We start from the raw sequence: 24,494 nt of genomic DNA on the forward strand, positions 1-24,494 counted from the left end.
GTTCGGGCTTGCCTTGCGCCTTCGAACGGATCCGTTCGAAGGCGCGGCGGTATAAGACGACGAAAGGGCGGCCCCGCGCGGGGCCGCCCTCCCGGGCTCCGATCGTCGGAACCTAAGTTCCGACCGGCGTCAGAAGCAGCGGCGCACCTTGCGCACCACCACCCGGCCGAACGGACCGCGGGTGCGGATCACCTGGACCGTGCAGCGGGGACCGCGGCGCACCACCCGGCGGGTGACGTACTGCGCCTGCTCGATCGCGGCGGCGGGCGCGACGGTCCCGCCGCCGACGACCGGCATGGCCGAGGCCGGCGCGAGGCTGAGGCCCGTGGCGAGGGTGGCGGCGATCCCGAGGACGATGGCTCGCATGGCGAGGCTCCCTGTCTGGTGGGTTGGGGGCGCCTCGATCGCCGTTAGATCATGAACGTCCGGTTAATGCCGTGAACGCACCGTGGACCCGCTTCCCGGTGCGTTGCACCCGGGGCGGGCCTCGTCTAACTCGTGATCCCATGACGACCGAGCACGACAAGATCCTCATCATCGATTTCGGCAGCCAGGTGACCCAGCTCATCGCCCGCCGCGTGCGGGAGGAGGGGGTCTACTCCGAGATCGTGCCGTTCCAGGCGGCCGAGGCGGCCTTCGCGGCGATGAAGCCGCGGGCGGTGATCCTGTCGGGCGGCCCGGAATCGGTCACGGTCGAGACCTCGCCGCGGGCGCCGCAGGCGGTGTTCGAGGCCGGGGTGCCGGTGCTCGGCATCTGCTACGGCGAGCAGACCATGGCAGCGCAGCTCGGCGGCGAGGTCGAGGGCGGCCACCACGCCGAGTTCGGCCGGGCCGAGGTCGAGATCATCGCCGACAGCGCCCTGTTTCGCGGCGTCTGGCACGTCGGCGAGAAGTACCCGGTCTGGATGAGCCACGGCGACCGGGTGACGAAGCTGCCGGACGGCTTCACCACCGTGGCGATCTCGCCCAACGCCCCCTTCGCGGCGGTGGCGGACGAGGCGCGCAAGTTCTACGCGGTGCAGTTCCACCCCGAGGTGGCGCACACGCCCCACGGCGCGCTCCTAATCCGCAACTTCGTGCGCGACATCGCCGGCTGCACCGGCGACTGGTCGATGGCGGCCTTCCGCGAGGAGGCGATCGCGCGGATCCGGCAGCAGGTCGGCGGCGCGAAGGTGCTGTGCGGCCTCTCGGGTGGCGTCGATTCGGCGGTGGCGGCGGTGCTGATCCACGAGGCGATCGGCGAGCAGCTCACGTGCGTCTTCGTCGATCACGGCCTGCTGCGCCAGGGCGAGGCCGAGGAGGTGGTGCGGCTCTTCCGCGACCACTACAATATCCCCCTCGTCCACGTGCAGGCCTCCGACCTCTTTCTCGGCGAGCTCGCCGGGGTCACCGACCCGGAGGTCAAGCGCAAGACGATTGGGCGCCTGTTCATCGACGTGTTCGAGGCCGAGGCGAAGAAGATCGGCGGCGCCGACTTCCTGGCTCAGGGAACGCTCTACCCGGACGTGATCGAGAGCGTGTCGTTCACCGGCGGTCCGTCCGTCACGATCAAGAGCCACCACAACGTCGGCGGCCTGCCGGCGCGCATGAACATGAAGCTCGTCGAGCCCCTGCGCGAGCTGTTCAAGGACGAGGTCCGGGAGCTCGGCCGGGAGCTCGGCCTGCCCGAGGCCTTCGTCGGCCGCCACCCCTTCCCGGGCCCGGGCCTCGCGATCCGCTGCCCCGGCGAGATCACGGGCGAGAAGCTCGACGCCCTGCGCAAGGCCGACGCGATCTACCTCGAGGAGATCCGCAAGGCCGGCCTCTACGACACGATCTGGCAGGCCTTCGCGGTGATCCTGCCGGTCAAGACCGTCGGCGTCATGGGCGACGGCCGCACCTACGACCACGTCTGCGCGCTCCGCGCCGTCACCTCGGTCGACGGCATGACGGCGGACTTCTACCCCTTCGACATGGCGTTCCTGGGCCGGGTCGCGACCCGGATCATCAACGAGGTCAAGGGCATCAACCGGGTGACCTACGACATCACCTCCAAGCCCCCCGGCACGATCGAGTGGGAGTGACGCCGGCTTGAGCGCGCCGGCGCGTCAGCGCGCGCCGGTGGTCTCGACGCTGCGCATCGGCGCAGGCCTCTCTGCGAACCGGTGCAGGTCGAGCGCGCCGTGCCCATCCTCCGTCACGCTGAAGCCGAGGCGCGGCAGCAGGTCGGCGACGAGGCCGTTCTTCCCGGTCGGGCGGTAGCGTCCCGCGATCCGGGTGGCGCCGAGGCGGCGGGCGGCCTCGACCAGGGCGTTGAGCGTCGCGGCCTCGACGTGGCGCCCGAGCACGCGGCAGCTCATCAGCCAGTCGTCGATCACGAAGGTCTCATCGTCCGCCATGTGCCCGGTGACGACGGCGATGACGCCGTTGTCGCCGAACCGGTCGACAAGCCGGAACCGCAGGCCGACCGCGCGCGGATCAGCCATGATCGCGCGGACCTCGCCCTCCGACAGCCGACGGGTCGCCAGGTTGAACTGGTTGGTCTTGTTGATGAGCTGCGTGACGCGGGCGACGTCGCTCTCGGCGAAGGCGCCCCAATGCAGGGTCATGTCGAGGTCGGCGAGATAGCCGTCGAGATCGGTCGCGCTGCTCCTCCGCGCCTCGCGCCGGGCGTTGTCCGCGTAGAGCTCCGCCCGCATCGCGTCCTCCGCCGTGACGCTCACGGCCTCGAAGCAGCCCGCATCCGCGATGCAGCGCGCGACGAGGGCCGGATCCTCCGGCACCTCGGGCACGAAGACCTCCGGAAGCGCCCGGCGGACGAGTTCCCGCTCGAACGGGTTGTCGTCGATGAAGACCAGCGACTCGAGGCCGATCGACAACGTCCTGGCGATCTGCTGGAGGTTCGACGCCTTGTCGTCCCAGTTCGCCACGAAGCACGCGATGTCGCTGCGCTTGAGCGCCATCTCGGGATGGCGGTCGAACGGCTCGACCGCGGTCGCCGCGTCGTTCTTCGAGCAGACGGCGAGGAGGATGCCCCGGCGCCGCAATGCGAGGGCATAGTGCTGCAGGTCGAGGAACGCCTCGCCGGCCGCGCTGCCGGCGCCGAGGACGATTCCCTGGAGGCCGTCATCCCCGATGACGCCGCCCCACAGGGTGTTGTCGAGGTCGAACACGCAGCACTTCGAGGAGCGTCCCAGGCGGGCGGCGAGCAGGCGGGCGAGCAGGTCGCCGTACATGGGCGCCGCCGGAAGCGACACCTCCTGCCTGGCGCCGTGCCACTGCGCGGCCCCGAACCACCGGTCGACGCCGTCCTGCGACACCCGGGCGTCGAGGGCGAGGAGATCGACGTTCGCGTCGTCGACCGCATCCCGCAGGAGGGCGTTGACGCGGGCCACGAAGGCCGCCGGGGAGCCGGGCAGGCGATGCTCGTTGCTGCCGCCCGCCGCGGCGAAGCGCGGCATGACGGTCTGCTGGATGATGGCGGCGCCCGTTCGGGCGCGGGCCGTCGCCCACAGCTCCTTGAGCTGCGCCACGTAGGCCTCGGCCAGGCGCTTCGCGTCCGCCTGGCTGGCGGCCGCGCGGGCCTGGCTCGCGACCGTGACGGCATCGAAGGCGAAGACGACGACATCCGGGGCGAAATCGACGAGCGGCGAGCGCGGCGCGGCCAGGACCTGGCGGTACTGGCCGTAATCCGGCTCGTAGACCTCGATCGCCAGGCCCTGGCGCAGGCCGCCGACCCGGATCGCGCCGTGCAGGTGGGTCGTCGTCGAGGACGACAGGATTGCGAGGCGCACCGAAGGGATGACGCCGCCCGGGTCGAACGATGCCGTGCCGGGACGGACAAGCCGGCGCGTCGCCCTGTCGAGCGCGTTGACGCCGGAGAAGTCCAGCCGGTAGCGGGCGAGCGCCACGGCCTCGGTCCAGGCAGCGGGATCGCGGTCGGCCAGATCGGCGAGCGCCGACACCCGCTGGCGCCACGTCTCGGGGCGCGCGGGCAGCCAGTAGAGTTCGGGGCTCGCATGGGTGGGGCTCATGCCGCGAACGACTCCTCTCCTGAGCGGGCTTGGCAAGAGCGGTGGCCGGTTTTGCGACGAAACCCTGCGACACAGCAGGAGCCCGAGCGGACGGAGCGTCGCTTGCCAAGACGCAAAGATCCTCCCCGCCCTCGTGGGCGCGCGGCTGATGCCCTCAAAGCGGGCCCGCTCGCCATCCGTACTCGTGCTGCGTTCTTCATCAGTGCGGTGCCGACCCGGCAATCGGATCCGCCGCCAAGCCCCCGGTTCGCCCTGGGGTTCGCGCCGAGCCGGCATTCGTTCCAGCGAACACTGCAACGGTCACGCCGTCTCCGATCGGTGCCTTAGGCAATCTCAGAAACATCCTGTTTGCAAAGCGGATCAATCATATTGAGCCAAGTTCCGCCGCGACGGCTCGTGGGACGACGCGCGAAGATTGTCATCCGGAGGCAGCATCACCCGACCGTACCGGATCGTCGGCGATCCGGAAGCCTCGATCATACGATAGATTTTCGATTTTACTAAATTTTTCCGATAATCGACGGACATTGACATTCTTGTTTCCAATCGTCTGTTGGCAATGATGTACATATATTTCTAAATATCATTTACGATCGAAAAAATTGCAACAAGTACCTTCGCCCGATCAGCCGTTGTCGCCCGATGTCCAGTGTTGCAGATCCATAAACCAAGTCTCTTTACTGTTCACAAAATTTTTCCTGATGAGGTCAGGATGCAGCATCATCGAGACCGGCGCGCGCTTGAATCCGGCGGTGTTCTCGCGGATGGTGCCATCGTCGCGCGTCGTCTCTCTGCGGTTTTTCCCTTGGGCGGATCCTGTATGCCACTCCACGTCGTCGATGCGGGCAGGAGCGCGTTCTCCGAAGACTGGTTTCGTCGTCTGATCGATGCCGCCGTCGACTACGCGCTGTGCCTCCTCGACCGCGACGGGCGGGTGCTCGTCTGGAGCCCGGGGGCCGAGCGGATGACCGGCTACGCCGCCGGGGAGATCGCCGGCCGGATCTTCGGCTTCGCCGACCTGATCGGCAGCGGCGCGTCGGACGCGCTCGCAACCGCCCGCGAGTCCGGCCGCTGCGAGATCGAGGCCTGGCTCTCTCATCGGGGCGGCACGCGCTTCTGGGCCAACATCACCATCACGGCGATTCGCGACGGCGAGACGGTCATCGGCTTCGCCCAGGTCATCCGCGACGCCACGCGGCAGAAATCCGATGCCGACCAGTTCCAGGCGGTGGCGCTGATCCTCGACCTCGCCCTCTCGACCATGTCGCAGGGCCTGTGCCTGTTCGACGCCGGCCGGAAGGTGCGGCTCATCAACCAGCGCTTCTTCCAGATGTTCGCCGCCGAGGGGCGCGACCTGATCGGGACACCGATCGAGGCGCTCTGGGCCCTCGCCTTCGCGGGCCCCGGGGCGGGCGTCGAGGAGGGGGCCGGGCTTCTCGCCGGGCACGAGGCGCTGCTCGGGGGTGGCGAGGCCGTGGTGGTGCCGATGCCGGACGGGCGCGCGGTCGCGCTGGTGCGCCGGGGCATACCCGGCGGCGCCTTCGTGGTCACCTTCGAGGACGTGACGCGCCAGCGGCAGGCCGAGCTCGAGGTCAGCCGCCTCGCGCACCACGACGCACTCACCGGCCTCGCCAACCGGGCGATGCTCTGGCGGCGGCTGCGGGAGAGCGCGGCCGACGGCGCGTTGCCGGCCGGGACCGCGCTGCTGTTCCTCGACCTCGACGGCTTCAAGGCCGTCAACGACGACCTCGGGCACCAGGCCGGGGACGCGCTGCTGCGCCAGGTGGCCGAACGGCTGCGCCGCACGCTGCCGGAGCAGGGCCTCGCCGCCCGGTTCGGCGGCGACGAGTTCGCCCTGCTGCTCCCGGGCGGGGCGGGCGACCTCGCGGTGCCCCTGGCCGAGGGGCTGCTGATCGAGTTCGCCCAGGCCTACGAGATCGAGGGCGAGCGGCCGCGCCACGTCTCGGCCAGCATCGGCATCGCCTTCGCGAAGGAGGGCACCACGCCCGACGCCATGCTGCGGCAGGCCGATTGCGCGCTCTACGCCGCCAAGGGCGCTGGCAAGGCCGCCTGGCGCCTGTTCACCCCGGAGATGGAGACCGAGCGCAGCGAGGAGCTGCGCATCGAGCAGGACCTTCGCCAGGCCCTCGCGGCCGGAACCCTCGGCCTCGCCTACCAGCCGATCATCGGGCTGGCGCACGGCGCGGTCACCGCCCGGGAGGCACTCCTGCGCTGGACTCACCCGGAGCGGGGCCCGGTCTCGCCCCGCCGCTTCGTGCCCCTCGCCGAGAAGTCGGACCTGATCCGCGCGCTCGGCTTCTGGGTGCTGGAACGGGCCTGCCGCGACGCCGCCGCCTGGCCCGATCCGGCCCGGGTCTGCGTCAACGTCTCGGTGCGCCAGCTCGGCGACGGCAGCCTGCCGCGGGCGGTGAGGGACGTCCTCGCGCGGACCGGCCTGGCCCCTCGGCGCCTGGAACTCGAGATCACCGAGACGGTGCTCAGCACGGCCACCGACGGCGTCGCCGACGACCTGCACCTCCTGCACGCCATGGGCGTGCGGATCTCCCTCGACGATTTCGGGGTCGGCTTCTCGTCCCTGTCCCGGGTCCGGGCCTTCCCGTTCGACCGCATCAAGCTCGACGGCTCGTTCGTGCGCGACGCCGTCGAGCGGCCGGATTGCCGGGCGATCGTCGGCGTCGTGGCCGAGCTGGGACGCCGCCTCGGCATCGAGACGGTGGCCGAAGGCGTCGAGACGCCGGCCCAGCTCGCGGTGGTGCGCCAGGAGGGCTTCACGGAGGGGCAGGGCTACCTGTTCGGCCGCGCCGTCCAGGCGGCCGCCGCGGCCCCGGCGGGGCTGCCCGCCGGAGCGTGAGGCGCGGCCCGCCGGGGGCGCCGCCGGTCAGGCGATCGAGCCGGTGTGCTTCTCCAGCAGCGCCCAGGCGTCGTCACCGAACTTGCCTTTCCACTCCTTGTAGAACCCGGCCGATTGCAGCTTGGCCTGGAACGCCTTGGTGTCGACGTCGTGGAAGGCGAGGCCGCGCGACCGCAGGTCCTGCTCGGTCGAGATGTTGCGCTTGAGCGTCTCCGCGCGCTGCTCCACCGCCTGGGCGTTGAAGTGCTTGGCGACCACGGTCTTCACGTCCTGCGGCAGCCCGCGCCAGAGCCGGCCGTTGGAGAGCAGCCAGAACCCGTCCCACATGTGGTTGGTCTTCGAGAGGTGCTTCTGCACCTCGTAGAGCTTGGCCGCCTCGATCAGCGCCAGCGGGTTCTCCTGACCCTCGGCGATCCGGGTCTGGAGCGCCGAGTAGACCTCCGCGAAGTTGATCGTCATCGGGGCGGCGTCGAACGCCTTGAACATCGAGGTCCACATCGGGCTCGGCGGGACCCGGATCTTGAATCCCTTGAAGTCCTCCGCGGTGAGGATCGGCCGGGTCGAGGAGGTGGTCTGGCGGAAGCCGTTCTCCCAGATGCGCTCGAAGGCGAACAGGCCCGCCTTGTCGATCTGCGCCCGCACGTGGGCGCCGAGGTCGCCGTCCATCGCCGGCCACAGCTTGTCGTAGGACGACCAGGCGAAGCCGACGCCGCTGATCGAGGCCGCGGGCACCAGGGTGGCGAGGATCAGGGGCGAGAGGGTGAACAGCTCCAGCGCGCCCGAGCGCAGCTGGCTCAGCATGTCGGTGTCGCCGCCGAGCTGATTGTTGGGAAACAGCTTGATCTCGACCTTGCCGCCGGTCTCCTCGCGGATCGCGTCCGCCGCCCGGCCCATGTAGATCGAGAGCGGATGGGTGACCGGCGCGTTGTTGGCGGCCTTCAGGGTGAACTCGGCCGCGTGCGCCCGGGTGATGCGCAGCACCGCCGGGCCCGCGACGGCGCCGGCAACGGCGAGATGGAGCGCGCGGCGGCGCGTGAGCGTGGTCATGGCGTCCTCCCTCAGGGTCCGGCGATCCGGACCGACGGCGTCCCGCGTCTCTCTCGCGCGGGTCCGTTGAGGCTTAAAGCACGTTTTTTCCGGCCGGGCATCTGCCCCTCAGGCCGCGCGCGGGCCTTTCCCCGCCGCGTCCGCGCGACCAGCGCGGCGCCTCTCCGCCGGACCGGTCCGCTCCCCGGGCACGAGCGGTGCCGGGAGTGCACGGCGGCTACCGGCGCGACCGCTGTCGCCGCGGTCGCCAGAGGCGCGGGCCGATTGCAAAGCGAACCGGCACCGCTCTAAGGAGGGGCCTCCGCATCATGCGGGCGGCGCTTCGACCGGGCGCCGCACCTCTCGTCCGCCGCGCGGTCGGGCCCGAGGCACTCGGGCGCGGCGCGCGGGTTCGTCAAGCCGCCCGTCATGTCACTCGTCCGCTCCATCCTGTTCACCCTCGCGTTTTACCTCGTCACCGCCGTGCTGCTGATCGGCGGCCTGCCGGCCCTGGCCAGCCGGCGCGGCGTGCTGTGGCTGGCCCAGACCTGGGCCCGGGTAATCCTCCGCCTGCTGCACGCCGTCGTGGGCCTGCGCGTGGAGTTCCGGGGCCTCGAGCATCGCCCGGCGGGGGCGGTCCTGGTGGCTGCCAAGCACCAGTCGGCCCTCGAGACGCTGGCCCTCGTCACGGTGCTCGACGACTTCACCTACATCCTGAAGCGCGAGCTGATGTGGCTGCCGCTGTTCGGCTGGTACCTCGCCCGGAGCGAGATGGTGGCGATCGACCGCTCCAAGGGCTCGCGCGCCCTGGCGCTGATGAACGAGGAGGCCGCCGCCGCGATGGCGCAGGGCCGCCGGCTGATCATCTTCCCCGAGGGCACGCGCCGCGCCCCGTGGGCGCCGCCGGCCTACAAGTACGGCGTCGCCCACATGTACGACCGCCTCGGCGTGCCCTGCCTGCCGGTGGCGCTCAACACCGGGGTGTTCTGGGGCCGCCGCCGCCTGACCTACCGGCCCGGCACCGCCGTGATCGCCTTCCTGCCGCCGATCCCGCCGGGCCTGCCCCGCGACGTGTTTCTGGCCGAGCTGCAGGAGCGTGTCGAGACGGCCTCGAACGCCCTGGTGCGGGAGGCGGGCCTGCCCGAACCTGCCGGCGCCGCGATGCCCGCCCGGGGTGCATGAGCGCTTGTCCGGCGCGCAAGCACAGCCATAGACCTGCGGCGGTGCGCGAAACATGAACTCTTCGTAACCTGGAAACGATCGGACCATCTCGCGCATTTCCAGGGCCTCGCAACAGGAGGCTACGATGCGTTGGACAATGGCTGCTGGCGCCGCGATCCTGTCTCTCGGCGCCGTCGTCGGCTCGGGAACGAGCGCGGAGGCCCGTGACGGCTGCGGGCCCGGCTTCCACCGGACCTGGCGCGGCTGGTGCCGCCCGAACTTCTACGGCCCGCGGGTGTACTATGCCCCGGTCCGCTACCGGCCCGTCGTCTACGGCCCGCGCTGGGGCCACGGCTGGCGCCCCGTCGGCTGGCACCGCCCATGGGGCTATGGCGGCTGGCGCCCCGTCGGCTGGCACCGCCCATGGGGCTATGGCGGCTGGCATCGCGTCGGCTACCGGACCGGCGGGTGGGGCCACCCAGGTGGGTGGGGCCACCACGGCTGGCATCACCGCTGGTGAGCAGGGGCGGCGGCCGGATCGTCCGGCCGCCGCACCCTTCGATCTTGAACTCCGCGCACCGCCTCGCCAGATCTCCCGCATCACGCGCGTCCGCGCTTGACGGACCTCCGGAATCGGAACTAGGCTGGAACAAATGGCGAACAAGCGAGCCCTGTCCTGGTCGGTCGCGATGCGGGACATCCAGAACGACCGCGCGAGGAGGTTGGACGTGCGTGAGGAGCGCCTGAGAACGGCCTCGAGCCTGCGAGGCACCCCGGCCCTGCCGCTGAGCGCCTGGCGCGGCCGTTCGGGCCGCCGCTACGTGGTGGGGATCCACACCCTCGACGACGATCCGGCGGAGGTGGGGGAGGCGGTGGTGATCGCGGTGCGCCGCGGGGGCGACGGGACCGCCGAGCTGGTGGCGGTCGCGGCGGCGGGCGAGAGCCCGCGCGAGCGGCTCAACCGGGGCTGGCTCACCCGGGCCCGGGCCCGGGGCGCGACCGAGATGCACGTCCACAGGCTGGCCGAGGACGCCGCCGCCCGTCGGGCGGTCGTGGCGGATCTCGGGGGGCCGGCCTGACGGCCGGGATCAGTAGATCGGCCCCGACGACCAGGTCGGGCTGGCAAGCGGCAACGGCGCCGGCAGGGCGCGCGGCTCGGCGGCGAGGGCGGGCCGTGGTGCCGGCGGGGCGGTGTAGGCCTGGGCCGGCGCCTGTCCCGGTGCCTGGCGGGGCGCCGGGGCGCGGGCGACCCTGGAGCCCGTCTCCCGGGCGCTCATCGGCGTCAGGCCGTAGGGGTCGTCCTCCTCGACATCGATCGGCGCCGGGTCGGGGGCGGGCTGCCAGGCCGGCGGCTTCTTGCGGATCGGCGAGAGCGGCGTGCCGGGCGGCGGCAGCTGCGACTGGAACTTGATCAGCGGCTTGCAGATGCGGCGCAGGCCGCGCGGATCGTGCCGCGCCAGGTCGAGATGCAGGTGGTCGTAGTGGTAGACGTTCGACCCCGGCGCCAGCACCGTGGTGAAATGGTTGCAGGCGCCGAGGAAGACCTCGCGCAGGAAGCCCTGCTCGGCCTCCGTGCCGCGCCAGCCGCCCTTCACCGTCACCACGTAGCCGTCGGCGAAGCGGAAGGACATCACGTCGACGGCGTTGCCGAACGAGTGCTCCGACAGCTTGGCGCCGACCTGGTTGTTGCGGCCGCGGCAGGCATAGGAGCCGGAATTCATCTCGACCACGGGCTGGCCGAAATAGAGCTGCGCGGCGGGCTGCACCGTGCCGGCGAGCCAGGCCTCGACCTCCGGGATGATCGGGCAGGCCAGCGTCATGCGCTGCTTGAGCGCCACCGTGCCGCCGGCGAGCCGCGTGACCCGGAACGGATGCACCATGCCGCAGACGCCCGGCCCGTCGATCTCCTTGACCGGCTGGATGTCCTCGCTCGGGCGAACGAGTTTCTGGGCGAGGCAGACCTCTTCGGCCTGATTCCGCCAGGGTTCGCGCTGCTCAAACCGGTTGAGCGCGCATCCGGTAAGCCCCAGGCCGAAGAGCGTGAAGGCTGAGAACGCAACGATGCCACGACGCATGGTGCCGACAATGCGCACGATGGCGTAAACACCGCGTCAACCTTCGCCGTCAGCGCTTGCCCCAGGATGGGGCGCCCCGGGAATCCACCGGTAGCGGCGGATCCGCTCACGCGAACCTCTTCGCGCCCGCGACGCACAGCACGATGAGACCCGTCACCACGATCATCGACCAGGCGACCGGCTCGCCGAGGAGGAGGCCGGCGAGGGCGAGGCCGAGGAAGGGCTGGAGCAATTGCAGCTGGCCCACCCCGGCGATGCCGCCCCGCGCCAGGCCGCGATACCAGAACACGAAGCCGACCAGCATGCTGAACACCGAGACGTAGGCGAGGCCGAGCCAGGCCGGGCCGCCGATCCCGCTGACGGCAGCCGGCCGGGTCGCCACGGCGAGCACCGCCATCGCCGGCAGGGCGAGCACCAGGGCCCAGGAGATGACCTGCCAGCCCCCGAGCCGGCGCGACAGCGCCGCGCCCTCCGCGTAGCCGAGCCCGCAGAGCAGAATGGCGGCGAGCATCAGGAGGTCGCCGGTGAGGGAGGCCGGTCCGCCCTGGACGAGGGCGAAGCCCGCGACCGCGGCGCTGCCGATGAGGGAGAAGAGCCAGAACGCCGCCCGCGGTCGCTCACCTCCGCGCAGCACCCCGAACAGGGCGGTCGCGAGGGGCAGGAGTCCGATGAACACGATCGAGTGGGCCGAGGTGACGTGCTGGAGCGCCAGCGCGGTCAGGAGCGGGAAGCCCACCACCACGCCGAGGGCCACGATGGCGAGGGGGGCGAGGTCGGCGCGGGCCGGCCGCCGCTGGCGCAGGGCCCACAGCAGGGCCACCCCGAGGAGCGCCGCGATCACCGCCCGGGCCGAGGTCAGGAACAGCGGCGTGAAGCCGCCGACCGCCACCCGGGTCGCCGGCAGCGAGCCGCTGAAGATCACCACGCCGAGGAGCCCGCTGCCCCACCCGTCCGCCTGCCGCTGCATCGCCCGACCCCACGCCTTCGATCGCTGGATAGCGCAGGGGACGCTGGCGCGCGAAGGCACGGTCCCGTACGGTTGCGTCGAACTGTATTGATGACGCGAACCGTACGGTCGGGGGACGCGATGGCGGACGGGCCGGGCAGCCGCACGGCGGCGGTGATGGCGGCGATCCGGGGGCGGATTGCCGCGCGGGGGCTGACGCCGGGCGAGAAGCTGCCCTCGATCCGGGGCCTTGCCGGAGCCATGGGCGTGTCGCCCTCGACGGTGGTCGAGGCCTACGAGCGCCTGGCGGCGGAGGGTGCGGTGCGCGCCCGCCCGGGCTCCGGCTTCTACGCCGCGGCCGCCGCCCCGCCGCTGACGCTGGCCGAGATCGGGCCCCGCCTCGACCGGGCGGTCGACCCGCTCTGGGTCTCGCGGCAATCCCTCGACGGCGAGCCGGACCTGTCCAAGCCCGGCTGCGGCTGGCTGCCGGCGGAGTGGATGCCGGTGGCGGCCCTGCGCCGCGCCGCCCGCAGCCTCGCCCGCGCCGAGGATGCGGTGCTCACCGATTACGGCGCCACGCGCGGGCCGCTGCCCCTGCGCCGGCTCCTGGCGCGCCACTTCGCCGGCGAGGGCCTGCCGGTCGGCCCGGAGCAGATCCTGCTCACCGGCTCCGGCACGCAGGCGATCGACCTGATCTGCCGCCTCCTGGTGCGGCCCGGCGACACCGTGCTGGTCGACGACCCCTGCTACTTCAACTTCCAGGCGCTGCTGCGCGCCCACCGGGCGACGGTGGTGGGCGTGCCCTACACCGAGGCGGGGCCGGATCCGGAGCGGTTCGCGGAGGCCGCCGCCGCGCACCGGCCGCGGCTCTACGTCACCAACTCCGCCCTGCACAACCCGACCGGCGCGACACTCTCGCCCGCCGTCGCGCACCGGCTGCTCAACGCGGCGGCGGCCCACGACCTCCTGATCGTCGAGGACGACATCTTCGCCGCCTTCGAGCCCGAGCCCTCGCCCCGGCTCGCGGCCCTGGACGGGCTCGACCGGGTGATCCGGATCGGCAGCTTCTCGAAAACTCTCTCGGCCTCGATCCGCTGCGGCTACATCGCCGCGAAGGCGGACTGGATCGAGGCGCTGATCGACCTCCAGGTCGCGACGAGCTTCGGCGGGGTCAGCCCGGTCGCGGCGGAGCTCGTCGCGGGAGCGATGGGCGACGGGCAGTATCGCAAGCACCTCGAGACCCTGCGCCGCCGCCTCGCCCGGGCTCGGCGCGAGGGCGCCGAGAGGCTGGGCGCCCTCGGGATCCGACCCTGGCTGATGCCGCGGGGCGGGTTCTATCTCTGGTGCGCCTTGCCGGAAGGGCAGAACGCCGCCGATATCGCCCGGGCGGCCCTGCGCGAGGGCGTGGTGCTGGCCCCCGGCGACGTGTTCAGCGTCTCGCACACCGCCTCGCACTTCATGCGCTTCAACGTGGCGCAGATGGGCGATGCGCGGGTCTTCCCAGTGCTGCAACGGGCGCTGGCCGCGCCGGCGGCGTGATCCCGCCGGGTCGTCGAACGGACTCGTTCGACGACGCCGGCCAGGACCGAGCGGGCGGCGACGCTCTCCCTCAGATCCGGCCGTCGGCCCCGGCGAGAGCCGCCCTGCGGCCGAAGACGACGAAGCTCAGCGCCGCCGCCGTCCAGGCACAGAGCGCCCCGTAGAGCATCACCCCGCCGAAACCCTGCATCAGCGCCTCGCGCGCCACCGCGGCGCCGACGTCGATCCCTCCCGGCACACCGGCCGCCAGGTTGCCGGCGGCGATCGTCTCGGCCAGCCGGGCGAGGACGTCGTCACCGGCCTGCGGCACCCGGTGCGCGAGGCTGGCGCGGATGCCCTGAACCAGGATGAAGCCCATCAGCGCGATGTTGATCGCGAGCGCGATCATCCGGGCGCTCATGTCCATTCCCGACGCCATGCCGGCGCGCTCGGCGGGGACCGCCGCGGTCGCGGTGTTGGTGACGGGCGTGTTGGTCAGCCCGAGGCCGATCCCGGCGAGGATGCAGCCCGGCACCATGGCGATCCAGCTCGCCGGCGCGGCGGTCGTGGCGACGCGCATCAGCACGAAGCCGAAACCGATGGTGGAGAGGCCGAGCGGGATGACGAAGCGCGGACCGTGGCGCCGCAGCAATGCCTCGGCGAAGGGCGGGACGAACAGGGTCGGCAGCGTGTAGGCGAGGAGCGTGAGGCTTGCCCCCGCGCTGTCGAGGCCGAGCACGGCCTGGAAGTGGATCGGCAAGTAGATCACGAACGGCCAGAAGCTGAAGTTCATGCCGCTCGCGCCGATGAGGGCGCCCGAGAAGCGACGGATGCGGAACGCCCGGAAGTCGAACATCGGCCGGGCAAGCCTGGTCTCGACGGCGACGAACACGGTCAGGCTCAGCGCGCCGGCGACGGCCGTGAGGAGGCCGGCGGGATTATCGGACGAGAGGGCCCGTCCCTGGGTGATGAGGGAGACGAGGCAGAAGACGGACAGCGACAGCGTGACCATGCCCGCGAGGTCGATCCGCGCTGCCTGAGGATCCGAGGATTCCTCCACGCCGCCCCAGGCGAGGAGCGTCGTGCCGACCGCGAGCACGGCGTGGATGAGGAAGACCCAGTGCCAGCTCGACACCGCGACGATCGCGCCGCCGACGAGCGGGCCGAAGCCAAGTCCGATGCCGAAGACGATGCCCCACCAGCCGAACGCCACGCTGCGATCCCGGCCGTCGCGGAACTGATGCGAGAGCACGGCGATCTGGCAGGCCAGCATCGCCGCGCCGCTGGTGCCCTGGAGGAAGCGGGCGGCGATGAGCAAGGGTGCGCTCGTGGCGAGCCCGCAGATCAGCGAGGCCCCGCCGAAGACCACGATGCCGAGGACGAAGACGCGCTTCCGGCCGAAGCGGTCGGCCAGGGCGCCCATCGCCATCAGCCAAGTCGTCATGGCGATGGTGTAGGCATTCATGATCCATTGAAGCTCCCGGAAATCGGCCGGGAGAACATGCTCCAACGTCGGCAGGATCGCGGGGATGCTGGATATCTCAAGCCCCAGCATCAGCGCCGACACGCAGACGGCGGCCAGGGCAGCAGTATTTCTCTGATTTCGGCGCATGGACATGGTCGGTCTCTGTGCTTCTCGCCGCAGCGGAACACGCGGTCGTGCTCGGCATGACTGTTTCGAGCACTCACCTCGGCGGCACGGTGGGCAACGGCGCTGCGCAAGGTGTCGCGGGCTGGATCACAACGCAATTCGATGTCAGGGTATTTCAGTGACAACAGACAACGATGGATCCGCGCCATGCTGACGTTGGAGGTCGATGCCGTCCGGGCCTTCGTGCTGGTGGCGGATCACAGGAGCTTCACCCGCGCGGCGGAGGCGCTGGGCTCGACGCAGGGCGCCGTCAGCGTGAAGCTGAAGCGGCTGGAGGACCGGCTCGGCCAGAAGCTCATCGAGCGGACGCCGCGTCAGGTGCGGCTCTCGGCACAAGGCGAGATCTTCATCCAGTCCGCGCGGGATTTCCTGGCCGCGCACGAGCGCGCCGTCGCCGGGCTTACGGCCACCCGCCGCCGGTTCCGGCTCGGCATCGCGAGCCACGTGATGGGGCCGGAGGTGCCGACCCTGCTCGCGCGCCTGAAATCCCTCGATCCGGCCCTCACGATCGAGGTCCTGCTCGACACCTCGCGGGCGCTGATGGATGCCTTCGAGGGCGGTGCGCTCGATGCCGTGATCGTCCGCAGCGACGACGACCGGCGGGAGGGCGAGATCCTCGGGCCCGAGCATTTCGGCTGGTTCGCCTCGCCGGATTTCGAGCATCGGGCGGGCGAGCCGTTGCCGCTGGCCACGCTCTCGCCCTGCTGCGCCGTGCGCGACGCGGCGACGCGCCTGCTCGACCGTGCGGGCATTCCCTGGACGGAGGTCTTCGTCGGCGGCACGGCCGCCAACGCCGCGGCAATCTCGGCCGGACTCGCGGTCGCGGCCTTCCCGTGCCGGCTCGCACCGGCGGATGCCGTGGAGGTCGGCGACGCGCTGGGCCTGCCGCCGCTGCCCTCCCATACCATCATCCTGCACTCGTCCCTGTCGGACCCGCGGACGAAGGAGACGCTGCGCGCCATCACGGCGGCATTCCGGGAGCATCGCAAGCCGGCCGGCGGGCCGTGCCTGCCCCAGCGGCCGCGATCCGGCGGCGCGTGAGCGCGCTGCGCGAGGCCGGTCCGGATAGGAGGTGGTGCGGGCGGTCGGACTCGAACCGACATATCCGTGAGGACGGCGGATTTTGAGTCCGCTGCGTCTACCAATTCCGCCACGCCCGCGCGCGGTGAAGCCCCTCTCCTGTGCCGTGGGGAGCGGGAGCGTGTCAATCCCGGGCGGTGCGGCCGCCGCCGTGGTCGCGGTGCGAGCCGCGCTGATCCCTGGCGGGTGGTTCCTTCGCGGGCGGCGCGTCCGGCGCCTCGTTGATGCCCGGCGCGATGCCGGGCGCGATCTGGTCGGCGCTCGGGCCCGCCTTCGGGTCGGGCGCCGGCAGGGTCGAGACGTCGTGCGAGCCCTTCACCGTCGTGGTGTCGCCGGCCGGCGACACGGCGCCGTCCTGCGGCCGCTGCGGGCCGAGGCGGTCGACGAAGGCGCTGAACACGTCCCGCAGGCGGTCGCCGGGCTGGGCGTAGGCGCCGACCGAGACCGTCGCCGTCATGCCGGCCACGAGGGCGAGGTTCGGCGGCACCTCCTCGATGCGGATGCGCACCGGCACCCGCTGGGCGAGGCGGACCCAGGTATAGACCGGATCGACGCTCGGCAGGCCCTGCGTGCTCGCGGCGGCGTTCGGGGTGCTGATGCCCCGGGTGATGCTCTCGACCCTGCCTCGGATCGGCTCGGCATAGCCCATCAGGGTCGCCGTCGCCGCGTCCCCGACCCGGATGTGGCCCATCTTGGTCTCCTCGAAGTAGCCGTCGATCCAGTACGAATCGGCGTCGATGACCGAGATGTTGCGGGTGCCGGCGGTGGCGTAGTCGCCGACCCGCAGCAGCAGGTTGGTGACGTAGCCGTTGACGGGGCTGCGGACCTCCGTGCGCCGCAGGTTGATCTCCGCCTGCGCGACCTGCGCCTGGGCCGAGGCGAAGGCGGCCTCCGCCTGCTTGGCGGTGCCGGCAAATTGCTGCTTCTCCTCGATCGAGGTCGAGACCGTGGTCAGCGCCTCGCGCCGCGCGGCCTGGGCGCGCTTGACCTGCAGGTCGGCGGCCCGGTTCTCGACGTCGGCCCTGGCGGATTCGAGGGCGACCTTGAAGTCGAACGGGTCGATCACGTAGAGCACGTCGCCCTTGCGGACGAACTGGTTGTCGACGACCCGCAGCTCGGTGATCTGGCCGGAGACCTGGGGGGCGATGCTGGAGACCTGAACCCGCACCCGCCCGTCCCGGGTCCAGGGCGCGGTGACATAGTACTGCCAGACGACGAGGGCCGCGGCGGCGGCGCAGGCCAGAACCAATGCGGTGGCGAGCAGCCGCAGGAGGCGCCGTCCCCGGGTCGTCTGCTTGACCGCCACCGCTCTCCTCCTCTCAGACCAGCACGATCAGCAGCGCCAGGATGCACAGGTAGATCCCCGCCTCGGCAAGCGGCGGGTTGGCGAAGACGCGCTCGAAGCGCGCGAGGCGCAGGAGCGGCCGTAAGCCGAGCAGGATCGCCAGGGCGGCGGCCGCGTAGGCGACGAAGGGAGAGACCAGCACCCCGCCGATGGTCAGCTCATGAAACATGGCCAGCCCGGAAACATGCCCTACCCGGCGCCCCACAGGTCGAGGCGCCGCAGCACCCGACCCTGGTCCTCGATCACATAGGACGCCGTGGTGAGGTCGGCCACAACCCGTGTTGCGGTGCGGCGCGTTTCGGCCGGTCCGCCGCGGGCGGCGGCGAGGAGGTCGGAGGCGGCCTCGCGCAGCGCCCCCGCCTCGGCCCGCCGCAGGGCGGCCCGGGCCCGGTGGACGGCGCCGTCGAAGGCCGGCTCCGCGGCGAGGCGGTTGAGCCCGGCCTGAGCCCCCGCGGCGGCGGTGTCGAGGGCGGCGAGGGCAAAGGCGTGCCGTAACGTGGCGCGCCGGGCCGCGCCGGCGGCGCAGGCCCAGCCGGCGAACTGCACCAGGCGGTCGGCGTCGAGGTTGACCCGCTCGTCGGAATCCTGCGGCTCGCCCGACAGGGCCTCGATCACGTCCGCGCGGGCCGCGCCCAGCGACCAGCGCCGGCGCTGGGCGTTGGTGGTCGGCAGCACGATCCGGATCACCAGGAACAGGATCAGCCCGGAGACGCAGAACAGCACGGTGGAGTTGACGTACGATTCCGGGTTGTAGGGCTGGGGGTTCGCCGGTGCCAGCACCACGGGGAAGAACACCAGCAGGATGAAGCCGAGGCTCGCCGTCCCCGGGCGCAGGCTGAGCAGGCAGGCGGTGACGACCACCGGCGCCATCGCGATGGCGAGGAGCGGGAAGCCCTGGCCGCCGTCGAGGACGATGAACTCGACGATGCCGGCGCAGGCGGCGGCGAGCGGCATGCCCCACAGGGCCCCGGTGGCGAAGCCGACCGGGTTCGGATTGATCGAGGCGAGCGCCGCGAAGGCGGAGACCTGGAGCAGGGCCGCCGAGGTGGCCGGCCAGCCGCTCAGCACGAAGATCGCGGCGCTGATCGCCACCGTGATCACCACCCGGGCGGCGTTGCGCAGCGCGTCCGGGAAGTCGCGGTGGACCGGCAGGCGCATGTCGCGCAGAGGGGCGCGGCCGGTCTCGAGGGCGTCGATGCCGTCCTCGGCCAGGCGGTCCTGGCGCAGGAGGTCGATGGCGCGCCGGTGCAGCAGCACGGCGTCGGGATCGGCGCCGTCTCCCGCCGCCAGGGCGTCGATGCGGGCCTCGAGACCCGGCAGGGCGGTCCGGTCGCCGTCGAGGCCGGCGAGCACCTGCCGGCGCAGCTCCTCCGCGTCGTCCGTCCGCTCACCCGACCGCGCGACCGCGAGCGCGAAGGAGCGCGCGCCCGCGACCGCCGCGAACAGGGCCGCGACGGCGCTGCGGGCGCCCGCCGCCCGGTTCTCGCCGTCGTGGAACTCCGTCCCCACCACCCCGATCGAGTCCCGGGGCGCGGCCACCAGGCGCAGGGTGTCCGCCGCCGCCTCCGGGCCCGGATCGCCCTCCTGCACCGCTTGGCGGACGAAATCGCGCACCGCGTCGCGGGCCTTCGCCATGCCGGCGCTGAGCTCGGGGAAGACGTAGGGCGCGCCGAGCGCGTCGTTGATGAAGGTGATCGAGAGGATGCCAAGGGTGATCGCGGCGACGCGGGCGAGGCCGGATTCGAACACCATCTGCGGCGCGTCGATGTTGTTGATGGCGATGATCGCCACCGTGTAGCCCGACAGCATGGCACCGTAGGCCTTGGTGCCCTGGAGGTAGTTGGCGACGAAGACGCAACACCCCATCCATAGCGCGAAGGCGACCAGCATCTCGACCCGGTCCTGTCCGAACAGGGCGGTGAACAGGATCGCGACCGCAAAGCCGATCAGCGTGCCGAGGAACCGATAGGCCGCCTTCGACAGGGCCTGTCCGCGCCGGGGCTGGGCCAGGATCGCCACCGTGACGGCGGCCGAGGAGGCGCTCTCGAGCTGGAGCCAGAACCCGGCATAGAGCGCCAGCATCATGGCGAGCCAGATCCGCAGGCCGTAGGCCCAGGACGAGAGCGGCGGCGGCTCGATCCGGTCGAGGACCGCGTCGATCCAGCCGCGGCGCTGCGTCACCTCGGCCATTCGCCCCTCGGACATGGCTTCAGCTCCCGCCAGCGATCGCGCCCGATCGGGATGCACAAATCGAATACGATGCTAGGGTGAGCTCAGCCGGGCAGCGACCCGGCCCGCGGCCGCGCGTCGCGCCAGAACAGCCAGACGAGGAAGCGCCGATGAGCAAGCCAGAGATCCGCGTCGCGACGTTCGCGGGCCCCGGGGCGGAACCCGTCATCCAATCGGTGCCCTGGCCGAAGGTTCCGCGCAAGGCGGCGCTGATCAAGGTCGGCGCCTGCGGCGTCTGCGGCACCGACCAGCACATCCTCAAGGGCCACTGGCCGAAGCCCCTGCCGTGGCCCTTCACGCTGGGCCACGAGATCGGTGGCGTCATCGTCGAGAAGGGCGAGGAGTTCACTGCCGACTTCATGGAGAAGCCGCTGCAGGTCGGCTCCAAGGTGATGATCCCGCCGCTGATGCCGTGCGGGCACTGCTACTACTGCGTCCACTACCCCGAGCAGGCCAACAAGTGCCTGACCCCGGTCTATTACGGGCGCTATCTCGGCTTCGACAAGGCGCCGCACCTTTGGGGCGGCTGGGCCGAGTACGTCTACGTCGACCTCGAGATGCTGCCGGGCACCAAGGTCTATAAATTGCCCGACGACATGTCGCTTCGCCTTGGCGCCCTGTCCGAGCCGCTGACCTCCTGCATCCGCGCCTTCAACCGGGCGACGCGGGCCGGCGGCTTCAAGTGGGGCGACACGGTGGTGATCCAGGGCTCCGGGCCGATCGGCATCCTGGCGGTGGCGGCTGCCCAGGAGATGGGCGCCGGCCGGGTGATCTGCGTCGGCGCCCCGGAGGAGCCGCGCCTCGCGCTTGCCCGCAAGTTCGGCGCCGAGGCCACCGTCGACATCACCAAGGTCACGACGCCGGAGGCCCGCATCGCGGCGGTGCGCGAGATCGTCGGCGGCTTCGGGGCCGACCTGGTGATGGATTGCTCGGGCCACCCGACCGCCGGACCGGAGGGCATCGAGTTCCTGCGCGACGGCGGCACCTACGTCGAGATGGGCCAGTTCACCGATGCGGGCAAGATCGAGACCTCGTGGCACCGGATCTGCTCCAAGGACCTGAACGTGCTGGGCTCCTGGGCCTTCACCGGCAACGACCTGCCGCTCGGGGTCGACATGCTCTACCGCGCCCGGGACAAGTACCCGTGGCTCGAGATGCAGACGGTCTATCCCTTCACCCAGGAGGGCGTGTCGCAGGCGGTGAAGGACGCGATGGCGATGAAGACCGTGAAGTCGACCATCGTGCCGTTCCCGGAGCTCGTCGCCTGAGCGCCTGACCGCATGGCGGGACGGGCGCCGAGGCGCTACGTCGGGGCTTCGATTCGCCGATCCGGAGCCCGCGCCGTTGCGTCCCGTCCATCCTGCCGTTCGTCTCGCCGCCTTCATCCTCGCCTGCGCGCCGGCCCTCGCCCACGCGCAGGCGGGGCCCCAGCCCCTCGGCACCTGGCTCACGCCCGGCAAGGACTCGCAGATCCGCATCAGCCGCTGCGGCGCGGCCCTGTGCGGGACCGTCGCGAAGGTGATGGCGGGCGAGGCCAAGGACATCCACAACCCCGACCCGGCCCTGCGCGGCCGCAGCCTCGTCGGCGCGGCGCTCACCCGCGACATGCACCCGGCCGGCGAGGGCTGGGAGGGCTCGCTCTACAACTTCCGCGACGGCCGGACCTATTCGGGCAAGCTCGCCATGAAGGGGCCGAACGTGCTGGAACTGTCGGGCTGCGTCCTGGGCGGCCTGATCTGCAAGAAGCAGATGTGGACGCGGGTGGAGTGACTTAGCGCGCCTGACCCTCCCCCGCAGTGGGAGAGGGTTCAGGCGCGGCTCGCGTCAGGCACTTCTCTCGGGATTTCCGAGACCCTGTTTGCTTTGCCGGACAGTATGAACACCCGGTTCGTCATTCCGGGGCCGCGCAGCGGAGCCCGGGATCCAGAGCCGCAGGATGTTCAGAATAGAGCGGAATGCAATTCGTCTTGTTCGAGACCTCCTGAGTTTCTGGATTCCGGGCTCCGCTGCGCGGCCCCGGAATGACATGCAGGGTGTTAAATCTGTGGAAGCCAATCAAACAGGCTCTGAGGCTGCCGGCCCCCCTGACCGAGCGAACCCCGCCTACGGGATCGCCGTCCCGGCCCGGTTCGCCACCCGGACCTGCCACAGGCACAGCACCGGCGTGACCACCAGTTCCATGCCGAGCGCCGCCAGCATGGTGAGGGAGGGCACGCCGGTGAGCCACAGGCCGAGGAGCCGGGAGAGGCCCCCGAGGACCACCACCATCGTCAGGAAGCGGAAGAGCGACGCCTTGGTCTCGATCGCCGGAATCGTCGACCAGAACAGCAGGCCGATCCCGAGGAGCAGGCCCGACAGGTAGCGGAAATGGCTGTCCGTCGAGACCTCGACGTGGCCGCCGCCGAGGCCGGCCTGTCCGAACAGCACGCCGTAGAGCCCTGCCGCCACCGGCACGACCGCCGCCACAGCCACCACGCGCTGCAGCGCGCGCCGCTCCGTCCCGAAATCCATCGCAAGGTCCCGCTCTCAACCCCCGGACAATCCGCCAGGGGCGCGAGCGTTTCACCAATGGTGCAGCACGACCGCGTCGGCGAGGCAGGCCGGCTTCGCGGCGCCCTCGATCTCCACCGTCACCCCGTAGGTGGTGCGCAGGCCCCGGGGCGGCACGTCGAGGGCCGCCGCCACCCGCACCCGGCCGCGCAGCCGCGCGTTCACCACCACGGGGGCGGGAAAGCGCACCCGGTCGAGGCCGTAATTCAGGCTCAGGCGCAGGCCCTCGAGGCGGCGCACCCCGGCGATGAAGCGCGGCACCAGCGACAGGGTGAGGTAGCCGTGTGCCACCGTGGTGCCGTAGGGCGATTCCCGTGCCGCCCGCTCCGGATCGACATGGATCCACTGGTGATCGCCCGTCGCCTCGGCGAAGCGGTCGATCATCACCTGGTCGACGGTGATCCACTCGCCGACGCCGATCTCCTGCCCGATCGCCGCCTTCAGGGCCTCCGGCCCGTCGAAGCTCTCCATGCGGTCTCCTCCCGTTTCCGGCCACCTTAGGCCGTGCCGCCGCGCACGGCCACGCTCGATCGGGGATCGATACTCCGCTGGGGTGTTCTAGCTAAGGAGCGAGAGTGCCGTCATCGGGAGTGTGGGCGTTGGGCCAGAAGAGCGTGCGGGTCGCGATCGCGGGCGTCGGCAACTGCGCCTCCTCCTTCGTGCAGGGTCTGACCTACTATCGGGAGGCCGGTCCCGGCGACGCCGTCCCGGGCCTGATGAGCCCCGATCTCGGAGGCTACCGGGTGGCGGACGTGACGGTGGTGGCGGCGTTCGATGTCGCCGAGGCCAAGGTCGGCCGCGACCTGGCCGAGGCGATCCAGGCTCCTCCCAACAACACCGCCCGCTTCGCCGACGTGGCGCCGACCGGGGTCACGGTGGAGCGCGGCCCGACACTCGACGGCCTCGGCCAGTACCTGAAGGCGGTGGTGCCGGAATCAACCGCCCGGCCGGTGGACGTCGCGGCGGCGCTGCGACGCGCCGGGGCCGAGGTGCTGGTCTCCTACCTGCCGGTGGGCTCGCAGGGAGCCACGGAGTTCTACGCCGAGGCGGCGCTCGCGGCGGGCTGCGCCTTCGTCAACTGCATCCCGGTCTTCATCGCCTCGCACCCCGAGTGGCGCCAGCGCTTCGAGGCCGCCGGCCTGCCGCTCATCGGCGACGACATCAAGAGCCAGGTCGGCGCCACCATCGTGCACCGGGCGCTCGCCCACCTCTTCCGCGAGCGCGGCGTCAAGCTGGAGCGGACCTACCAGCTCAATTTCGGCGGCAATTCCGATTTCCGCAACATGCTCGAGCGCGAGCGGCTCGAATCGAAGAAGATCTCCAAGACGCAGTCGGTGCAGAGCCAGCTCGAGACCGCGCTGCCGCCGGACGACATCCACGTCGGTCCCAGCGACTACGTGCCGTGGCTGAGCGACCGCAAGTGGGCCCACATCCGCCTCGAGGGCACGGCATTCGGCGGCGTGCCGCTGAACCTGGAGCTGAAGCTCGAGGTCTGGGACTCGCCGAACTCCGCCGGCATCGTCATCGACGCGGTGCGCTGCGCCGCCCTCGCGCGGGAGCGCGGGATCGGCGGCGCGCTGATCGGCCCATCGAGCTGGCTGATGAAGTCGCCGCCGGAACAGTTCACCGACGAGGAGGCGCACCGGCGGACGCTCGCCTTCGTGGCGGGGGAGGGGCGGTAAGGGATCATCCCCGGTTCCGTCACCGCCCGAACACGCCCCGCTCGTCTCACCCCAATCGCCAGTCGATCGGCGCCAGCCCCTTCTCCTCCAGCCACGCATTCGCCTGGCTGAACGGCCGGCTGCCGCGAAAATCCGCCCGGCGGTTGAGGGGCGAGGGGTGCCCAGCCTCCAGCACCAGGTGCTTGTCCCGGTCGATCAGGGCCGCGCGCTGGCGGGCCGGCGCCCCCCAGAGCAGGAAGGCGACGGCCGGGCGCTCGGCCGAGACTGCCGAGACCGCCTGGTCGGTCAGGGCCGACCAGCCGAGCTTCATGTGCGCACCGGATTTCCCCGCCTCGACCGTGAGGGC

The 24,494-nt window shown here is 71.5% G+C and carries 22 protein-coding genes, 1 tRNA gene and 1 pseudogene; 10 read left to right on the forward strand and 14 right to left on the reverse strand.

The genetic code is table 11. The features are described from left to right. Window positions 1-129: 129 nt before the first annotated feature. Window positions 130-366, reverse strand: coding sequence for a hypothetical protein (locus VQ02_RS00275; protein WP_048442149.1), 237 nt, complete (start codon window positions 364-366; stop codon window positions 130-132). A 140-nt stretch (window positions 367-506) separates the two neighbouring features. Here VQ02_RS00275 and guaA point away from each other — a divergent pair, with 140 nt between their 5' ends. Further along, entirely contained in the window at window positions 507-2,063 is a 1,557-nt protein-coding gene (guaA, locus tag VQ02_RS00280) for a glutamine-hydrolyzing GMP synthase (protein WP_048442150.1), read from the forward strand. 24 nt (window positions 2,064-2,087) lie between these two features. On the opposite strand, the gene VQ02_RS00285 is transcribed toward guaA, so the two are convergent. Next, window positions 2,088-4,013 carry an HAD-IIIC family phosphatase gene (locus VQ02_RS00285; RefSeq protein WP_053080070.1) on the reverse strand — a complete coding sequence of 642 codons (1,926 nt, stop codon included), beginning with the start codon at window positions 4,011-4,013 and terminating at the stop codon, window positions 2,088-2,090. Window positions 4,014-4,638: 625 nt separating this feature from the next. Further along, window positions 4,639-4,845: a hypothetical protein gene (locus tag VQ02_RS37975; protein WP_167350688.1), complete on the reverse strand. Its 207-nt coding sequence runs from the start codon at window positions 4,843-4,845 to the stop codon at window positions 4,639-4,641. Here VQ02_RS37975 and VQ02_RS00290 point away from each other — a divergent pair. Beyond that, complete coding sequence (locus VQ02_RS00290; RefSeq protein ID WP_048442151.1) at window positions 4,834-6,885, forward strand: putative bifunctional diguanylate cyclase/phosphodiesterase; 2,052 nt, start codon at window positions 4,834-4,836, stop codon at window positions 6,883-6,885. The genes VQ02_RS37975 and VQ02_RS00290 overlap by 12 nt on opposite strands. Window positions 6,886-6,912: 27 nt before the next feature. On the opposite strand, the gene VQ02_RS00295 is transcribed toward VQ02_RS00290, so the two are convergent. After that, window positions 6,913-7,932, reverse strand: coding sequence for a TRAP transporter substrate-binding protein (locus tag VQ02_RS00295; RefSeq protein ID WP_048442152.1), 1,020 nt, complete (start codon window positions 7,930-7,932; stop codon window positions 6,913-6,915). A gap of 408 nt (window positions 7,933-8,340) precedes the next feature. On the opposite strand from VQ02_RS00295, the gene VQ02_RS00300 reads away from it, so the two are divergent. From VQ02_RS00300 to VQ02_RS00305, 3 genes are all read left to right on the forward strand, one after another. Then, window positions 8,341-9,093, forward strand: coding sequence for a lysophospholipid acyltransferase family protein (locus tag VQ02_RS00300; RefSeq protein WP_048442153.1), 753 nt, complete (start codon window positions 8,341-8,343; stop codon window positions 9,091-9,093). Between the two features lie 124 nt (window positions 9,094-9,217). Then, a complete protein-coding gene (locus VQ02_RS35210) occupies window positions 9,218-9,592 on the forward strand; it encodes a GCG_CRPN prefix-to-repeats domain-containing protein (protein WP_083468950.1) in 375 nt (124 codons plus the stop codon). A 133-nt stretch (window positions 9,593-9,725) separates the two neighbouring features. Next, complete coding sequence (locus tag VQ02_RS00305) at window positions 9,726-10,151, forward strand: hypothetical protein (RefSeq protein ID WP_048442154.1); 426 nt, start codon at window positions 9,726-9,728, stop codon at window positions 10,149-10,151. A gap of 9 nt (window positions 10,152-10,160) precedes the next feature. On the opposite strand, the gene VQ02_RS00310 is transcribed toward VQ02_RS00305, so the two are convergent. Further along, on the reverse strand, window positions 10,161-11,147 hold the full coding sequence (locus tag VQ02_RS00310; RefSeq protein WP_048442164.1) for an extensin-like domain-containing protein: 987 nt from the start codon (window positions 11,145-11,147) through the stop codon (window positions 10,161-10,163). A 106-nt stretch (window positions 11,148-11,253) separates the two neighbouring features. Continuing rightward, window positions 11,254-12,114, reverse strand: coding sequence for a DMT family transporter (locus VQ02_RS00315; RefSeq protein WP_048442155.1), 861 nt, complete (start codon window positions 12,112-12,114; stop codon window positions 11,254-11,256). Between the two features lie 120 nt (window positions 12,115-12,234). On the opposite strand from VQ02_RS00315, the gene VQ02_RS00320 reads away from it, so the two are divergent. Further along, window positions 12,235-13,632, forward strand: a complete 1,398-nt coding sequence (locus VQ02_RS00320; RefSeq protein WP_048442156.1) for an aminotransferase-like domain-containing protein — start codon at window positions 12,235-12,237, stop codon at window positions 13,630-13,632. Window positions 13,633-13,702: 70 nt separating this feature from the next. On the opposite strand, the gene VQ02_RS00325 is transcribed toward VQ02_RS00320, so the two are convergent. After that, window positions 13,703-15,229, reverse strand: a complete 1,527-nt coding sequence (locus VQ02_RS00325; protein ID WP_048442157.1) for an MFS transporter — start codon at window positions 15,227-15,229, stop codon at window positions 13,703-13,705. A 180-nt stretch (window positions 15,230-15,409) separates the two neighbouring features. Between VQ02_RS00325 and VQ02_RS00330 the strand changes: the two genes are divergently transcribed. Beyond that, window positions 15,410-16,303 (forward strand): LysR family transcriptional regulator, encoded by an 894-nt coding sequence (locus VQ02_RS00330; protein ID WP_209436955.1) that lies wholly within the window; start codon window positions 15,410-15,412, stop codon window positions 16,301-16,303. Window positions 16,304-16,335: 32 nt separating this feature from the next. Here the strand turns inward: VQ02_RS00330 and VQ02_RS00335 are convergent. The 4 genes and pseudogenes from VQ02_RS00335 to VQ02_RS00350 form a co-directional block, all read right to left on the reverse strand. Further along, window positions 16,336-16,422 (reverse strand) — tRNA-Leu (locus tag VQ02_RS00335). A gap of 353 nt (window positions 16,423-16,775) precedes the next feature. Then, window positions 16,776-17,648: pseudogene (locus tag VQ02_RS00340) on the reverse strand (efflux RND transporter periplasmic adaptor subunit); the annotation flags it as partial. A 13-nt stretch (window positions 17,649-17,661) separates the two neighbouring features. After that, entirely contained in the window at window positions 17,662-17,856 is a 195-nt protein-coding gene (locus tag VQ02_RS00345) for a DUF1656 domain-containing protein (RefSeq protein ID WP_048442158.1), read from the reverse strand. Window positions 17,857-17,876: 20 nt separating this feature from the next. Further along, window positions 17,877-19,892, reverse strand: a complete 2,016-nt coding sequence (locus VQ02_RS00350) for an FUSC family protein (RefSeq protein ID WP_209436956.1) — start codon at window positions 19,890-19,892, stop codon at window positions 17,877-17,879. 134 nt (window positions 19,893-20,026) lie between these two features. On the opposite strand from VQ02_RS00350, the gene VQ02_RS00355 reads away from it, so the two are divergent. Both VQ02_RS00355 and VQ02_RS00360 read left to right on the forward strand, forming a co-directional pair. Beyond that, window positions 20,027-21,184: a zinc-binding dehydrogenase gene (locus tag VQ02_RS00355; RefSeq protein WP_048442159.1), complete on the forward strand. Its 1,158-nt coding sequence runs from the start codon at window positions 20,027-20,029 to the stop codon at window positions 21,182-21,184. Window positions 21,185-21,260: 76 nt separating this feature from the next. Beyond that, on the forward strand, window positions 21,261-21,686 hold the full coding sequence (locus tag VQ02_RS00360) for a DUF2147 domain-containing protein (protein ID WP_245239575.1): 426 nt from the start codon (window positions 21,261-21,263) through the stop codon (window positions 21,684-21,686). A gap of 333 nt (window positions 21,687-22,019) precedes the next feature. On the opposite strand, the gene VQ02_RS00365 is transcribed toward VQ02_RS00360, so the two are convergent. Then, window positions 22,020-22,427 carry a DUF4345 family protein gene (locus VQ02_RS00365; protein ID WP_048442160.1) on the reverse strand — a complete coding sequence of 136 codons (408 nt, stop codon included), beginning with the start codon at window positions 22,425-22,427 and terminating at the stop codon, window positions 22,020-22,022. 51 nt (window positions 22,428-22,478) lie between these two features. Further along, the gene (locus VQ02_RS00370; RefSeq protein WP_048442161.1) at window positions 22,479-22,937 is read right to left on the reverse strand and encodes a MaoC family dehydratase; all 459 of its coding nucleotides are present in this window, start codon (window positions 22,935-22,937) and stop codon (window positions 22,479-22,481) included. Window positions 22,938-23,065: 128 nt separating this feature from the next. Between VQ02_RS00370 and VQ02_RS00375 the strand changes: the two genes are divergently transcribed. Next, entirely contained in the window at window positions 23,066-24,148 is a 1,083-nt protein-coding gene (locus tag VQ02_RS00375) for an inositol-3-phosphate synthase (protein ID WP_048442162.1), read from the forward strand. 46 nt (window positions 24,149-24,194) lie between these two features. Here the strand turns inward: VQ02_RS00375 and VQ02_RS00380 are convergent. Next, window positions 24,195-24,494, reverse strand: a 300-nt coding sequence (locus VQ02_RS00380) for a uracil-DNA glycosylase (protein ID WP_048442169.1), incomplete at its 5' end; no start/stop codon positions are given.

Origin of the sequence: Methylobacterium variabile, assembly GCF_001043975.1 — a bacterium.
Classification (GTDB): Bacteria; Pseudomonadota; Alphaproteobacteria; order Rhizobiales; family Beijerinckiaceae; genus Methylobacterium; species Methylobacterium variabile.

What these genes read in the sequence shown, in the direction of transcription:
- VQ02_RS00275 (WP_048442149.1), bottom strand. Translation starts at nt 366, where the DNA reads ATGCGAGCCATCGTCCTCGGGATCGCCGCCACCCTCGCCACGGGCCTC.
- guaA (WP_048442150.1), top strand. Translation starts at nt 507, where the DNA reads ATGACGACCGAGCACGACAAGATCCTCATCATCGATTTCGGCAGCCAG.
- VQ02_RS00285 (WP_053080070.1), bottom strand. Translation starts at nt 4,013, where the DNA reads ATGAGCCCCACCCATGCGAGCCCCGAACTCTACTGGCTGCCCGCGCGC.
- VQ02_RS00290 (WP_048442151.1), top strand. Translation starts at nt 4,834, where the DNA reads ATGCCACTCCACGTCGTCGATGCGGGCAGGAGCGCGTTCTCCGAAGAC.
- VQ02_RS00295 (WP_048442152.1), bottom strand. Translation starts at nt 7,932, where the DNA reads ATGACCACGCTCACGCGCCGCCGCGCGCTCCATCTCGCCGTTGCCGGC.
- VQ02_RS00300 (WP_048442153.1), top strand. Translation starts at nt 8,341, where the DNA reads ATGTCACTCGTCCGCTCCATCCTGTTCACCCTCGCGTTTTACCTCGTC.
- VQ02_RS35210 (WP_083468950.1), top strand. Translation starts at nt 9,218, where the DNA reads ATGCGTTGGACAATGGCTGCTGGCGCCGCGATCCTGTCTCTCGGCGCC.
- VQ02_RS00305 (WP_048442154.1), top strand. Translation starts at nt 9,726, where the DNA reads ATGGCGAACAAGCGAGCCCTGTCCTGGTCGGTCGCGATGCGGGACATC.
- VQ02_RS00310 (WP_048442164.1), bottom strand. Translation starts at nt 11,147, where the DNA reads ATGCGTCGTGGCATCGTTGCGTTCTCAGCCTTCACGCTCTTCGGCCTG.
- VQ02_RS00315 (WP_048442155.1), bottom strand. Translation starts at nt 12,114, where the DNA reads ATGCAGCGGCAGGCGGACGGGTGGGGCAGCGGGCTCCTCGGCGTGGTG.
- VQ02_RS00320 (WP_048442156.1), top strand. Translation starts at nt 12,235, where the DNA reads ATGGCGGACGGGCCGGGCAGCCGCACGGCGGCGGTGATGGCGGCGATC.
- VQ02_RS00325 (WP_048442157.1), bottom strand. Translation starts at nt 15,229, where the DNA reads ATGTCCATGCGCCGAAATCAGAGAAATACTGCTGCCCTGGCCGCCGTC.
- VQ02_RS00330 (WP_209436955.1), top strand. Translation starts at nt 15,410, where the DNA reads ATGCTGACGTTGGAGGTCGATGCCGTCCGGGCCTTCGTGCTGGTGGCG.
- VQ02_RS00345 (WP_048442158.1), bottom strand. Translation starts at nt 17,856, where the DNA reads ATGTTTCATGAGCTGACCATCGGCGGGGTGCTGGTCTCTCCCTTCGTC.
- VQ02_RS00350 (WP_209436956.1), bottom strand. Translation starts at nt 19,892, where the DNA reads ATGTCCGAGGGGCGAATGGCCGAGGTGACGCAGCGCCGCGGCTGGATC.
- VQ02_RS00355 (WP_048442159.1), top strand. Translation starts at nt 20,027, where the DNA reads ATGAGCAAGCCAGAGATCCGCGTCGCGACGTTCGCGGGCCCCGGGGCG.
- VQ02_RS00365 (WP_048442160.1), bottom strand. Translation starts at nt 22,427, where the DNA reads ATGGATTTCGGGACGGAGCGGCGCGCGCTGCAGCGCGTGGTGGCTGTG.
- VQ02_RS00370 (WP_048442161.1), bottom strand. Translation starts at nt 22,937, where the DNA reads ATGGAGAGCTTCGACGGGCCGGAGGCCCTGAAGGCGGCGATCGGGCAG.